Origin of the sequence: Paenibacillus flagellatus, from assembly GCF_003217775.1 — a bacterium.
Classification (GTDB): Bacteria; Bacillota; Bacilli; order Paenibacillales; family NBRC-103111; genus Paenibacillus_AB; species Paenibacillus_AB flagellatus.
This window is the reverse complement of record NZ_QJVJ01000003.1, coordinates 263,590-277,912: the sequence shown is the minus strand read 5'-3', so window position 1 is coordinate 277,912 and position 14,323 is coordinate 263,590. Positions and strand designations below refer to the sequence as shown.

The 14,323-nt window shown below is 61.0% G+C and carries 12 protein-coding genes; 11 read left to right on the top strand and 1 reads right to left on the bottom strand.

The features are described from left to right. Window positions 1-101: 101 nt before the first annotated feature. The 4 genes from DLM86_RS07830 to DLM86_RS07820 all read left to right on the top strand — a co-directional run bounded on the left by DLM86_RS07830 (window position 102) and on the right by DLM86_RS07820 (window position 3,091). Window positions 102-1,142 (top strand): FUSC family protein, encoded by a 1,041-nt coding sequence (locus tag DLM86_RS07830; protein WP_110839429.1) that lies wholly within the window; start codon window positions 102-104, stop codon window positions 1,140-1,142. 105 nt (window positions 1,143-1,247) lie between these two features. Then, entirely contained in the window at window positions 1,248-1,742 is a 495-nt protein-coding gene (locus DLM86_RS07825) for a transporter (protein WP_245954477.1), read from the top strand. A gap of 74 nt (window positions 1,743-1,816) precedes the next feature. Then, a complete protein-coding gene (locus DLM86_RS31720; RefSeq protein WP_146250177.1) occupies window positions 1,817-2,032 on the top strand; it encodes a hypothetical protein in 216 nt (71 codons plus the stop codon). 198 nt (window positions 2,033-2,230) lie between these two features. Then, entirely contained in the window at window positions 2,231-3,091 is an 861-nt protein-coding gene (locus DLM86_RS07820) for a DUF421 domain-containing protein (protein ID WP_110839428.1), read from the top strand. A gap of 158 nt (window positions 3,092-3,249) precedes the next feature. Here DLM86_RS07820 and DLM86_RS07815 read toward each other — a convergent pair whose 3' ends face one another. Beyond that, window positions 3,250-4,467, bottom strand: coding sequence for an NAD(P)-dependent malic enzyme (locus DLM86_RS07815; protein WP_110839427.1), 1,218 nt, complete (start codon window positions 4,465-4,467; stop codon window positions 3,250-3,252). Window positions 4,468-4,715: 248 nt separating this feature from the next. Between DLM86_RS07815 and DLM86_RS07810 the strand changes: the two genes are divergently transcribed. From DLM86_RS07810 to DLM86_RS07780, 7 genes are all read left to right on the top strand, one after another. Beyond that, window positions 4,716-7,814 (top strand): gamma-glutamyltransferase, encoded by a 3,099-nt coding sequence (locus tag DLM86_RS07810; RefSeq protein ID WP_110839426.1) that lies wholly within the window; start codon window positions 4,716-4,718, stop codon window positions 7,812-7,814. A 166-nt stretch (window positions 7,815-7,980) separates the two neighbouring features. Next, window positions 7,981-8,931, top strand: coding sequence for a LysR family transcriptional regulator (locus DLM86_RS07805; protein ID WP_110839425.1), 951 nt, complete (start codon window positions 7,981-7,983; stop codon window positions 8,929-8,931). 88 nt (window positions 8,932-9,019) lie between these two features. Beyond that, window positions 9,020-10,033 (top strand): NAD(P)H-dependent amine dehydrogenase family protein, encoded by a 1,014-nt coding sequence (locus DLM86_RS07800; RefSeq protein ID WP_110839424.1) that lies wholly within the window; start codon window positions 9,020-9,022, stop codon window positions 10,031-10,033. A gap of 93 nt (window positions 10,034-10,126) precedes the next feature. Then, entirely contained in the window at window positions 10,127-10,834 is a 708-nt protein-coding gene (locus DLM86_RS07795; RefSeq protein ID WP_110839423.1) for a gamma-glutamyl-gamma-aminobutyrate hydrolase family protein, read from the top strand. Window positions 10,835-10,864: 30 nt separating this feature from the next. Continuing rightward, complete coding sequence (locus DLM86_RS07790) at window positions 10,865-12,406, top strand: ABC transporter substrate-binding protein (protein WP_245954408.1); 1,542 nt, start codon at window positions 10,865-10,867, stop codon at window positions 12,404-12,406. 46 nt (window positions 12,407-12,452) lie between these two features. Then, window positions 12,453-13,370, top strand: coding sequence for an ABC transporter permease (locus DLM86_RS07785; RefSeq protein ID WP_110839422.1), 918 nt, complete (start codon window positions 12,453-12,455; stop codon window positions 13,368-13,370). A gap of 39 nt (window positions 13,371-13,409) precedes the next feature. After that, a complete protein-coding gene (locus DLM86_RS07780) occupies window positions 13,410-14,309 on the top strand; it encodes an ABC transporter permease (RefSeq protein WP_245954475.1) in 900 nt (299 codons plus the stop codon). Window positions 14,310-14,323: the final 14 nt, after the last annotated feature.

Sequence of the window (14,323 nt, the reverse complement as noted above, 5' to 3'; positions counted from 1 at the left end):
GGGCCGACCCGAGGGCTGCCGGCGGTCGCCTTGTCGAGACGGCGGCCCGCCATGTATAATTCAGCTAGTTAACCGACACGACCGAAGAAGGAGTGAACGCGATGACTTTCGGCGCCCGCATGCTCAAGACGGGGATCGCCGTCACGCTGGCTTTGTACGCAAGCGTATGGCTCCACTTCACTCCTCCCGTCATCGCCGCCGTCGCGGCGATATTCGCCATGCAGCCTTCGATTTACCGCTCGTGGCGCTACTTTCTCGAGCAGGTGCAGACGAACACGGTCGGCGCGGCGATCGCGATGCTGGCCGGCACGTTTTTGTCCAACGAGCCGATCGCCATCGGAGTCGTCTGCGTCGTCGTCATCATGCTGTGCATCAAATTCGGCATGGAGGAGACGGTCGGACTGACGCTCGTCACCGTCGTAGCCGTCATGGAAGCGTCCGGACAGTGGGAATTCGCCTTGAACCGGTTTCTGCTCAGCTTGATCGGCATCGTATCGGCATTCGTCATCAACGTCGCCTTTCTTCCCCCGAAGCCGAAGGAGCAATTTCACGAGCAGGTGCGCGCGGTGTTCGCGCAGCTGTCCTTGCTGCTCCGCACGGCCATTTCCGACGAAATGAAGGAGAAGGTGTTCCGTGAACGGAAGCAGGAGCTGCAGGACGGCTTGGCATCGCTTGCGGCGAAATACAAGCTGCTCGAAGAAGAGCAGAAAAAGCTGAAGCGCGCCAAATTCCGGCAATCGCGGCGGCTCGTCGTGGACAAGCAAATGCTGTACGCGCTGCAAAAAGGGTTCGAAGCGCTCGAGGCGGTGCACGAGCATTTTTTCCAGGCGGAACGGACGCCGGAGATGAACAAAAGCTACGACCGCCATTTGGAGAAGCTGATCAAGTTCCACGAGCACGTGCTGTTGAAATACGACGACAAGCTGAAGCCCGGAAGCTGGGATTCGACGCCGGCCGAGGAGGCGAACGATCTGTTCATGAAACGGGCGACGGATTTTTACGGCGAAGGGCGGGACGGGTCGCAACGTCTTTTGATCGTCGCGGCGGCGATGTACGATTACGGCTGCCAGACGGCCCGGCTCGACCGGTTGGTCGAGCACGTCGAGCCGGACGACGAAGAGACGGAGGCGGCGCGCGGATAAATCCCCCAGGCGAAAGTCGCGGCAAACGGGCTTATGCCCAATCCTCCTTGTGGGCATTCGCATAGGATACGGCAAGCGAACCAGAAGGAGTGAAGGAAAGTGAGCATGTTAACGCCGTTTATGCCGCCGTTCGGCCAACAAGGAGGGTCGCAAGCGGGACAGCAAGGATACTATGGTCCGTCGGGATCGCAAGGGGGCTGGTTCGGTCCTCAAGGGCCGTTCGGCCAGCAAGGAACGCAAGGACCGTTCGGCCCCCAAGCGCCGTTCGGCCAGCAGGGGCCGTTCGGTCCTCAAGGACCGTTCGGCCAACAGCCGCCGTTCGGACCTCCGGGGCAGCAGGGCCAACAGGGCCAGCCGACGTCGCCGCCGCCCGCGTACACGCCGCATAAGCCGGCCGCCTCGGTGTATGCGGTCGATCCCGGGGCGATTTCCGGATGCTTGTACCGCAACACGTACGTTTGGCTGCATAACGGGCAGCAGTTTTGGTTTTTCCCGATCTTCGTGGGGCAGCGCTCCGTCTCGGGCTTCCGCTGGAACGGATTTTTCTGGATGTACTTCGGCATCGACCTGAGACAGATCGATTCGTTCACTTGCTTTTGAGCGCGTCCCGCAGACGTCTCCCCGATCCGTGCATGTTTCGTCGAATCCGGTCGCATCCTATGGGAGAGGTTGGGGTGGAAGTCCGTGGAAATCGCGCGCGATCCCGGACGAACCAACCGGCCGAGACGAGACGGACGGAGGTGAGACGGATGCCCAAAGGGATGAAGGACAACGAAGGAAACAAGTACAACACGAATCCCAATTACGCGGATCAAGTCGTTAACAACCACGAAGTGCAGCCGGCGCAAAACAATCCGCGCGAAAGCGACGACACGCCCCGTCATTCTTGACGGCCAACCGTCACACGGTCGCCAGCCTTCCAGGCGAAGCCCGCATTCATGCAGGCTTCGCCTTTTCGTTATGCAAATCCGCACTGCGATTTATTTACAAATATATGGATATCGGATCATTTTATGGGGGATAATCAATGTCGAATTCACTATCGAAAATGCCGTTCCCGTAGCGGAACGGAGGGGGGATTACGCAAAATGCCGGATTGGGCGGAAATTGCGCTGCGAACGCTGCTGGCCGTGGCGGTGCTGTTCGTCATGACGAAGCTGCTGGGGAAAAGGCAAGTGTCCCAGCTGTCGCTGTTCGAGTATATCACCGGGATTACGATCGGGAGTTTGGCCGCTTACGTCTCGCTGGATTTGGAGTCGACGTGGTACTTGGGGCTCGTGGCCATAGCGGTATGGGTCGGCGTCTCTCTCGGGATCGAATGGCTGCAAATCAAAAGCAAGCGGGCGCGGGACATTATCGACAGCAGGGCGACCGTGCTGATCAAGGACGGCAAAATTTTGGAGGACAATCTGAAAAAGGAACGTCTCACGACGGACGAGCTGCTGCAGCAGCTGCGCCGCAAAAACGTGTTCCGGACGGCCGACGTGGAATTCGCCATCATGGAGCCGAGCGGCGACGTCAATGTGCTGCTGACGAAGGAAAACCAGCCGCTGACGCCGAAGCATCTCGGCATCCGCGTCGCGCCCGAGCAGGAGCCGCAGGCGGTCATTATGGACGGGGAAATCATGGACGAGCCGCTGGCCACGCTCGGCCTGAACCGGGACTGGCTGCAAACCGAGCTGGAAAAGACGGGCGTCGCCGTCGAAAACGTCTTCCTCGGTCAAGTCGACAGCGCCGGACAGCTGTTCGTCGACCTGTACGACGACCAATTGAAGGTGCCGCAGCCGCAAACGAAAGCGGCGCTGCTCGCGACTTTGAAAAAATGCGAGGCGGATCTCGAAATGTTCGGCCTCTCGACCAACGAACGGGAAGCGAAAAGCATGTACGCCCGCTGCTCGAAACAGCTGGAGAAAGTAATCGATGACGTGAAGCCGCTCCTCGTTCGATAGCCCGTTTCAAATTCTTCGACCGCCTAACGAAACGTTTAGTCCGAACGGTCACCCTCCGAATACGATAACACCGTTCCATAACCGTTTGAATCGCGAAACCGAACAAGCTCTTGACGCTCGCCGAAAGGCGGACGGTCAAGAGCTTGTTTCGATTTCGTTCAGCGCCGGATGCGCCGCACGATTTCCTCCTCCGGCAGCGCGGCTCTCGCGCAGCCCGTTTCCAGCGCGGCGGATGCGACGGCGACGGCGACGCTCTCCGCCACCCGGGGGTCGAACGGCGCCGGGACGACGTAGTCCGCGCGCAGCTCCGGCTCGGCGATCAAGCCGGCGATCGCATAGACGGCCGCCATTTTCATCGCTTCGTTGATCTCGGCGGCGCGAACGTCCAACGCTCCGCGAAAAACGCCCGGGAAGGCGAGCACGTTGTTGATCTGGTTCGGATAGTCGGACCGCCCGGTCGCGACGACGACCGCACCGGCTCGCTTCGCCTCCTCCGGCATAATTTCCGGGTCGGGGTTGGCCAAGGCGAAGACGATCGCGCCGGGAGCCATGGAACGAAGCATGTCCGGATGCAGCGCACCCGCCGCCGATACCCCGATGAAGACGTCCGCCTCCCGGACGGCGTCCCGCAGCGCCCCGCGCAGGCCGCGCGGGTTCGTGATCGTCGCGACTCTCGCTTTGACCGGATTCATCCCGTTCGGCCGGCCTTCGTAGACGATCCCGTTCGTGTCGCACAGGACGATGTCGGCCGCCCCCATCGCGTGGAGCAAGTCGACCGTGGCGATTCCGGCCGCTCCCGCTCCGTTCACGACGATCCGTACCCGGTCCAGCGTTTTGCCGACGATACGCAGCGCGTTGATCAATCCCGCCGCCGTCACGATCGCCGTCCCGTGCTGGTCGTCGTGGAAGACGGGAATGTCGCACGACCGCTTCAGCCGTTCCTCGATTTCGAAGCATTGGGGGGCGGCGATGTCTTCGAGGTTGATGCCGCCGAACGTGGGGGAGAGCAGCGTCAGCGCAAAGACGATGTCGTCCGTGCTTTTCGAATCGAGGCAGATCGGCACGGCGTCGACGCCGCCGAACGACTTGAACAGCGCCGCTTTCCCTTCCATGACGGGCAACGAAGCGAGCGGCCCGATGTCGCCCAGGCCGAGCACGGCGGTGCCGTTGGTCGCGATGGCGACGAGGTTGCCTTTCACCGTGTAGTCGTACGCTTTCGTTCCGTCGTCGGCGATATGCAGACAAGGCACCGCGACCCCCGGCGAGTAAGCGAGACTCAAATCTTGACTGTTGCCGAGCGGAACTTTCGGAACGACCTCCAGCTTCCCTCTATGCCTCTTGTGCAATTCGAGCGATTCCCGTTTCAAGTCGATCAACTGCGGCACCTTCCTCCTTCGTGAGATACGAAGACTGTACCATTCACGCGGCCGATCGGGAAAATACGAATATGTTATACGTTTATTAGCGGCGATTATAAGAGTTTGCCGGCGGCTCCATCTATAAGTCCTCGTTATGAAGAGATAACTAGCATCTATTTATCGGATTTTCTGGAAGAAGCTATAATGAACGTACGATCACGAGTCTAGTTCAGCAGGAACACCTATTCGAGAGGAGGAGGTTGTTGATGTTGAAGAAGAGGAAGGCGCGCGCGGCGGCCGGCGCGCTGCTGGCGGCGGCGCTGCTCGTCCAGGCGCCGGTCGCGGTCCAAGCGGACCGTCTGCCCTGGTATGAGCAGGAGTGGAACGTAACCGGCACGGGGGGCGCCGCGGCGACCGAGCATCCGCTTGCGACGAAAGCGGCGATGGACATCATGCGGGCCGGCGGCAACGCCGTCGAAGCGGCAATCGCGGCGTCGGCCGTGCAAGGGGTGGTCCGCCCGTTCTCCGGCGGCATCGGCGGGGGCGGGTACATGCACATTTACTTGAAGGACCAGAACCGGTTCGTCGTGCTCGACCACCGCAGCGCCGCGGCCGGAACGTTCGGTCCCCATTCGTTTCTGGACGCGAACGGGAAGGAATATGACGACGACATCCGCGAAATCAGCGGGATCTCGGTAGGGGTGCCGGGCGTCGTGAAAGCTTGGGAGACGGCGCTACAGCAGTACGGTACGGGACTATCGCTCGCCACCATTCTCCAGCCGGCCATCGATGCGGCCGAAAACGGTTTTTATGCCGATCATAACTTCATCCGCGAATTGACCGAGAACGCCCCGCGCTTTCGCAACTACCAGAGCACGATCGATCTGTTCCTGAACCCGGACGGCAGCGTTCCTCCCGCGGGGACGCTGATGAAAAACGAAGATTTGGCCGACACGTACCGGCTCATCGCGCAGCAGGGCAGCAGCGCGTTCTACAACGGACCGATCGGCCAGGCGATCGTCGATGCGGTCTACAGCCCTCCGACGGTGGCGAACCCGCCGAATCTCGTCCTGCCGGGCAGCATGAGTCTCGCCGACTTGCAAAATTACACGGTGCGAACGACGGATCCGGTGAAGGTTCAATACAGAGGATACGACATTTACGGACCCGCTCCGTCGTCGTCGGGCGGCACGACGGTCGGCGAGGCGCTGAACATTTTGGAAGGCTACGATATGGCGAACCTGCCCCGCGAAGAGGCGCTGCACTATTACTTGGAAGCTTCCCGGCGCGCCTTTGCGGACCGCACCTATTTGGGCGACCCGTCGACGTATTCGGGCGCGATGCCCGTCGCCGGCTTGTTGAACGAAGAGTACGCGGAGCATATCCGGCAATATATCGACGACCGCGCCTCGGAAGGCGTCGTGCCGGCCGGCGATCCGTGGCCGTACGACGCGAATCCGAGCCTCAAGGCCAAGCCGCTTCACGCGGCCGGCAAAGTCGCGCTTGCTTACGATTTCGCGGGCGGCGCCAACGGCTCCGGATGGGATCCGGCGAAGTTCGCGACGCAGACGCGCAACGCCTCGAGCACGATTCAAGTACAGAACGAAGCCGGGAAGCTGCATATCGATTCGGGGCTGAACGCGTACGCGCGCGCCGAGTCGACCATGGCGCCCGTGAGCGACAGCGAGCTGCTCGTCCGGTTCAAGATGGATGCGCTGACCGGCGACCGCAACTTGCGGTTCTGGCTTCGGGCCGACGGCTGGAACGGCTCGACGTCGCCGCACAACGGCTACGGCTTCGAGCTGAATACGGCCGACGATACGGTCCGGTTCATCCGTACGCGGCAGAGCAACGGCGTATTCGGCCTCGGGACGTTTAACCATGCGCGAACGACCGACTGGCAGTGGCTCCGGTTCCGTGTCGAGGGAGATCAACTGAAGGTGCGGCTATGGAAGGACGGCGAGCATGAGCCGAGACAGGACTGGAGCTTTGAAATCGAAGACGATTCGGTCGTCGGCAAAGGCAAGCTGATGCTCGCCGGAATCGAGCTGACCGGCTCCGCCGGAACAGGCGGCAGCTTCCAAGTCGACGATATCGTCGTCGCCGAGCTGAATCCCGCCGCGTTCCGGGCCGACTTCACGGGTGTCGCCGACGGCGCCAGCTGGGATTCGACGGGCGGCTTCACGACCCAATTCGGCCGCGGTGCGAGCAACCCGGGCGTCGGCTCCAGCATCGCGGTGAACGACGAGAGCGGCCATATCGCCCTGGAACGCAACCAGTTCTCCTACGCGCGCGCCCAAGCGAACATGCCTTCGCTTTACGACAGCGAGCTTCTGGTGAAGTTCCGGATCAACGAGCTCGGCGGCGACCGCAACTTGCGGTTCTGGCTCCGCTCCGACGGCTGGAACTCGCTCGCCGCGCCTCACAACGGGTACGGGCTCGAGGTCAAGTCGGGCTCCGACAAGCTGCGCATTTTAAGAACGCGCAACAGCAACGGGGCGTTCGCGCTCGCGGAAATCGACCATCCCCGCACGACGAACTGGCAGTGGCTCCGCTTCCGCGTCGAAGGGGAAGGGATCAAGGTACGCGTCTGGGAGGACGGGACGCCGGAGCCGATCGATTGGCTGCACGAACGGTCGAATGCGGACGTGACCGCACCCGGCACGTTCAAGCTGGTCGCCGTCGAATCGACGGGAAGCCCGACCGGAACGGGCGGTACGTTCGACGTGGACGACATGCAGGTGTACGATTTGGACGTGCTGAAGACGCGCCAATCGACCATTCATTTGACGGTCGCCGACGAGGACGGGAACATCGTCGCGTACACGCACACGCTCAATTCGATCGGCGGCAACGGCATGGTCGTGCCCGGGTACGGCATCCTGCTCAACGACGAATTGGCGCCGCGCGTGCCTTCGAGCAACCCGCCCGGCCACCCGGACGGGCCGCGTCCCGGCATGCGGCCGCTCAGCAGCATGTCGCCGACGATCGTCATGAAGGACGGGGAGCCGGTTTTGGCGCTCGGCTCGCCGGGAGGAAGCACGATCATCACGACCGTGCTGCAGACGCTCGTCAATTACTTGGACTTCGGCATGACGCTGCCGCAAGCCGTCACGGCGCCGAGGCTGTCGCAGGGCAATTCGAGCGCGGTCGGCCATACGCTGATCGAGCCCGAGTTTTTGACGACGCCGGAATATGACCAGCTGCGGGCAAGAGGGCAGCGCTTCGACGTGACCGGCTTGAGCTACGGCATCGGCGCGGTCAACGCGATCGAGTTTTTGCCGAACGGCCAAGTGCGCGCCGTCTCCGAGCAGGTGCGACGGGGCGGAGGAAGCGCCATGGTGGACAGCGAGTACGTTCCGTAAACGGCTCGTTGGATCCGGAGTTTCGCGGGGAGTCCGCCAGTTGCGCTGGCGGACTTCTTCGCTTTTGCCGGCGTTTTTCTCCGAATCGGCTCCAAATGATGGGTTCTCTCTCTTTCGATGTAATGGTATAATTTCGGAATAGCCGACCGGTATGGGAGATGCATGCATGATCACGAACTATTTGTCCTTGCGTTATTTTCTGGAATTGGCCCATTGTTTGAACTTCAGTCAGGCGGCCCAAAAGCTGCACATCTCGCAGCCCGGTCTGAGCCAGCAAATCAGCGCGCTGGAACGAGAGCTCGGCATCCAGCTCGTGTACCGGTCCACCCGCAACGTGACGCTGACGGAAGAAGGGGAATATTTGTACAGGCACCTGCTCCCGTCCTTCGAGAACATCGAGGGCACGATCGGCGAGCTGAAAGCGAAGGGAGCCGTCCCGCAGTCGATTATCCGGATCGCGACCGTCCCTTCCGCCGCCAGCAACATGGTTCCGTATTTGATCAAGAAGCTGAGGGAGAAGCATTCGAACATCGAGTTTTACATCAAAGAGACGACGTCCGCGAACGGCATCGAGCTCGTGGAGAAAAGCGAATACCATCTCGCCTTCGTGCGCACCCCGATCGACATCAAGCAATCGATCCAGAAGCCGCTCCAGTGGATGGAGTTTTACCGGTATCCGCTGCAGGTCGCGCTGTCCGCCGACCATCCGGCGGCCGGACAGCCCTATGTCGAGCTTCAGGACATGAAGCACGAGACCTACCTGCACTACGACCCGAAGCATTCCCCGTCGCTCTATTATTTGCTCGAGCACGCCTGTCTGACGGCCGGCTTCATCCCGAAGACGATCGGCGCGGGACCGGAAATTTTGACGATGGCCAACCTGATCGCGAGCGATATCGGCATTACGCTCATGCCGCAGGACATGCTTCAGCTGCTGGGGACCTACAAGGTGAAGGGCGTGAGCATCAAGAACATGTCGCTGTACAGCTCGATATCCGTCGTATGGAACGCGATGCACGTGCCGCTGATCGCCGACGACGCGCTGCGGGTGCTGGAGGAGTTCAAGCAGTACGTGCAATTGAATCCGCTTACAGACGAGCGAATCTATAACCTCTGATTATAAATTTATAAAAACTACCTATTTCTATTAAAAAATCAACGATGGTACAGTGAGGAGGAATCGGAACAGAGAGGGGAACTCGAATATGGTAGCAGGGAGAATCAACGTTTTGTCGTACGGGCTCGGACCCATCGGCGTCAAAATCATGCAGAGCTGCATGCAAAGCCCGAGCTTCCGGCTCATCGGCGCGGTGGACATCGATCCGGACAAAATCGGCAAGGATGCGGGGGAGCTCGCCGGTACGGGTCCGATCGGGGTCGCCGTATCCGGCAGCCTCGACGACGTGCGGGACGCGGCCTGGACGGGCCGGAAGCTGGCGCTTCACGCGACGGGGTCGAACCTGGAAAGCGTATGGCCGCAAATTCGCCGGCTGCTTGATCACGGCTATTCGGTCATCTCCACCTGCGAGCAGCTGTCTTATCCCTGGGACCGGTACCCGGAGCTATCGAAGCAAATCGATCAATACGCCCGGGAGAAGCAGCAGTTCGTCATCGGGACGGGGGTCAATCCGGGCTTCGTCATGGACGCGCTAACGCTGTTCGCCACGTCCGTCACGCAGAACATTACCGGCATCCGCGTCTCCCGCAAGGTGGACGTTTCGAAGCGGCGGGTCCCGCTGCAGAAGAAGGTCGGCATCGGCATGACGCCCGAGACGTTCCGCGAGCTGGCGAGTAACGACCGGATCGGACATGTCGGGCTGGAGGAGTCCTTGCGGCTCATCGCGTACGGTCTCAACCTGTCGCTGACGGACGTGCAGAACAGCATCGAGCCGATCATCGCACGCGAGGAAGCGGAGCTGGCCGTCGGGTTGCTGAAAAAGGACGAGGTCAGCGGTCTGCATCAGGTGGCGAGAGGGACGACGCGGGAGGCGATCCCGATCGAGCTCGATCTCGTAATGTCGGTCGGCGTCAAGCAGGAGGACCGCATCGTGCTCGAGACGAAAGATCTCGGCGACGTGGAATTCGTCATCCCGAGCGGCATTTTCGGGGATACGGCTACGGTCAACGTGGTCGTGAACACCGCGAAGACGCTCTATACGTTCGGCGGCAGCGGACTGCTGACGATGGCGGACATCTGCTTGACGCGAAACGTAAGCTGAAGACGCGCGCGGCATCTTGCCGCCGCCCGTCAGTCCGGACGGCGGCGAGGCGCGAATGCGGGCGGAAACGTCACGGAAAAGGGGAATGGAAAATTGAAACCGATCATCGGCGTCACCTCATCGATCAAGGAAGGCAAAACGGTCACGACAGGCATGGACAACGCCCGTTCCGTCATTCAAGCGGGCGGCGTTCCGGTCGTCTTGCCCAGCGTCACCGATGAAAGCGCTCTCGAACGGCTGGCCGCGACGCTCGACGGATTGCTCGTCACCGGCGGCGGGGATGTCGACCCGACACTGTACGGCGAGGAGCCGCATCCGGCTCTCGGGGAAGTATGCCCGGAGCGCGACCGGTTCGAGCTGGCGATCGTCCGCCGCTTCCTGGCGCTCGACAAGCCGATATTCGGCATATGCCGGGGCTGCCAACTGTTGAACGTGGCGGCGAACGGCGACATGTTCCAGGACATACACGCCCAAGCCGGCCGGACGCTGCTGCAGCATTACCAGAAGTCGCCTCGCGGGCATGCGACCCATTTCGTCGACATCGAGGAGCGGTCGCTGCTTTACCGCATCGTCGGGGAGCGACGGCTGAAGGTGAACAGCTTCCATCATCAAGCGGTGCGCAAGCCGGGGGACGGGTTCGTCATTACGGCCGCATCCGGCGACGGCATCGCGGAGGCGATCGAGAGCGGACGGCACCGGTTCGCCCTCGGCGTCCAATGGCATCCCGAGAATATGACCGGTGCGGGCGACCGGCCGTCGCGGCAATTGTTCGAGGCGTTCGTTCAAGCTTGCGTCACGTAAAACATGCGGGAAAAAGGAGGGGTCCGGTACATGCGTTTTAGGCGGATCGCAGGGGTGCTCGTAACGGCATTGGCCGTCTTCACGGCGGGATGCGGCCCGGATTCGAAGGGGAGCACGAACGGAGACGGGAAACGGCCGCTTACGGTCGCTTTGCCGACCGAGATCAATTCGATGGACATTTACGGACACGGGGACCATGTGACGCTGTTCGCGGTGAACAACATGTTCAACGGGCTGTTCAAGCGCAACGCCAAAGGCGAGATCGTTCCCGATTTGGCGGAGTCCTACAAGAAGGTCGACGATACGACGTGGGAATTCGTCCTGAAGAAGGGCGTCAAGTTTCATACCGGCGACGAGCTGACGGCGGAGGACGTCAAGTTCACGCTGGAGCGCGCGGCCAAGGACAAATCGTTGACCGAGAACGCGACCTTCAAGACGATCAAAGAAGTGAAGGTGTTGTCGCCCCATTCGCTGCAAATCGTGACGAATGCGCCGGACCCGCTCCTGCTCAGCATTTTGGCCCGAACCGGAGCCGGTATCTACCCGAGTAAATATATCGCGGATAAAGGAATGCCGTATTTTCTTGAGCATCCGGCCGGTACGGGGCCTTATCGGTTTCTTGAATGGAAAAAAGGAAGCCATATCGCCTTCGAGCCGTTCGACGGCTATTTCGAAGGGCCGGCGAAGGACTGGAGCAAGGTCACCTACCGGATCATACCGGAAAGCTCGACCCGTACGGGAGAGCTGCTGACCGGCGGCGTCGATCTCATCCCGAACGTGACGAGCAACGAGTGGAACCGGGTGAAAAACAACGACAAGACGACGATCGTCTCCTCGAACTCGCAGCGCGTCGCCATTCTCGTGCCGAATGCGAGCGGCAACCGGCCGACGAAGGACAAACGGGTGCGCGAAGCGATCGAGCTGGCGATCGACAAGAAGCTGATCATCGAGAAGCTGCTTGGCGGCGAAGCGACCGAGACGCGCACGCGGGTGACCGAGGGCAACTTCGGCTCGAACGCCAAGCTGTTCCGTACGAGCCTGTACGACGCGGAACGCGCGAAGCAGCTGCTGAAGGAGGCCGGGTACGAGAACGGGCTGGAGCTGACGATGCAGTCGTCGAACGGCCGCTACGCGAAGGATAAAGAAGTGGCGGAGATGATCGTGGGAATGCTCGCGAACGTCGGCATCAAGGTGAAGCTGGAGCTGATGGAGTGGAACAGCTACCTGGAGCTGCGCAACGCCAAAAAGGTCGGCGACCTGCACATGGTATGGCTCGCCAACTCGTTCTACGACGCGCATATTCTCGTCAGCGAGATGCTGACGTCCAGCAGGTCGATGAGCGCGGTCGGGCTGCCCAACGCCGAGCTGGAGGAGTTGCTCAAGAAAGCTTCGGTCAATATGAACGAGGAAGAGCGGAAGAAGCAGCACGAGCGGGCGCAGGAGATCATCGCGCAGGAATTTATGCAAATTTATGTTTACTTGGAGAAAAACACGTACGGCGTCAGCAAAAGCGTCCAGTTTTCACCGAGACTGGACGAACTGATCAAGGCGTATGAGATAACGAAGAAATAACGACGGGGGCTTCGGCCCCTCCTTCGACCAACGGGGGTGAGAGCGGTTGAGACAATATGCCGTCCGGCGGCTGCTGCAAATGATTCCGGTTCTGTTCCTCATTATTTCCATCGTCTTCGTCCTGCTGTACGTGTCCGGGGATCCGGTGTTCCTCATGCTTCCCGAGGATGCGACGGAGGAGGAGGTGAACGCGCTGCGCGAGGCGCTCCGGCTCGATAAGCCGTTCTACGTCCAGTTCGGCACATTTCTGCTGAACGTGCTGCAGGGCGATTTCGGCGAATCGTTCCGGTACAAGGAGCAGGCGCTGCCGCTCGTGCTGGAGAGGCTTCCGGCGACGCTGACGCTCGCGGCCGCCTCGATGCTGGTGGCGATCGTCGTCGCGGTGCCGCTCGGGATTGTGTCCGCGACCCGCAAAAACTCCGCACTGGAGCTGTTCGTGACGACCGGCACGGTGCTCGGCAAGGCGATGCCGAACTTCTGGATCGGCATCATGCTGAGCCTCGTCTTCAGCGTCCATCTGCTCTGGTTTCCGGTATCCGGCAGCGGCACGCTCGCCCATCTCGTGCTGCCGGCCATTACGCTCGGCACGTCGATCGCCGCCTACATCGCGCGGCTGACCCGATCGAGCCTGCTCGAGGCGCTGAATCAGGACTATATCCGAACCGCGAAGAGCAAAGGGCTGAAGCGGCGGATCGTCGTCTACAAGCACGCCCTCCGCAACGCGATGATCCCGGTCGTCACGATCGTCATGATCCAGACCGGCTCGGTCGTGGGCGGGGCGCTCGTCACGGAAATGATTTTCGCGTGGCCGGGACTCGGCCAGCTGCTCGTCCAGTCGATCAACGCCCGGGACATGGCGGTCGTCCAGGCGGCGATCTTCGTCATCGCGATCATGGTCATCCTGATGAATTTGCTCGCGGATTTGTTGAGCGGCCTGCTCGACCCGCGCATCAAATACAAATAAGGAGGCGGGCGCATGACATCGAACACGCCATCTACAGCGATGAACGGCCGCGTGCTGGACCGCGCCGGAAGCGGCGGAGCGGGAAAGCTGCCCAAATGGCTGCGGCTGCTCCTGAAAAGCAAAACCGGGACGACCGGCGTCGTCATTTTGCTCGTCGTATCCGTTACGGCGATTTTCGCGCCGCTGCTCGCCCCGCACGATCCGGTGCAGCAAAACGTGGCGGATATGCTCGTTCCGCCCGCCTGGGCCGAGGGAGGAACATCGAAGTACCTGCTCGGTACGGACAATTTGGGGCGGGATATGCTGAGCCGCATCCTATACGGGTCGCAAGTATCGCTCGTGGTCGGACTGCTGTCGGTCGTACTGGCGGGAACGATCGGACTTGCGATCGGACTCGTCTCCAGCTTTTACGGGGGATGGATCGACAACGCCTTCATGCGGCTGGTCGATTCGTTTCTCGCCATTCCGAACATTTTGTTCACGCTTGTCATTTTGAAAGTGACCGGACCGGGCATGACGACGCTGATCGTCGTACTCGGCGTCACGAACTGGGTCGTATACGCCCGGATTATCCGGGCCGAGGTGCTCAGCCTGAAAGAGCGCGAGTTCGTCCGGGCGGCGAAATCGATCGGCGTCCGGGACGCGACGATCATGGTGCGGCATTTGCTGCCGAACGTGACGTCCTCGTTCATCGTCGTCTCCACGCTCAGCATGGCGACCACGATCATCGCGGAAAGCTCGTTAAGCTTTCTCGGCTTGGGCATTCAGCCGCCGACCGTTTCCTGGGGCGGAATGCTGAGCGCCGGCCGGGAATATTTGTCCGACAGCTGGTGGATGGCGACGTTCCCCGGCTTGGCGATCACGATAACGACGCTCGGCGTCATCTTCGTCGGGGACTGGCTGCGGGATCTGCTCGATCCGCGCACGAAAGAGTTGTAGAGATGCTGCTGGAG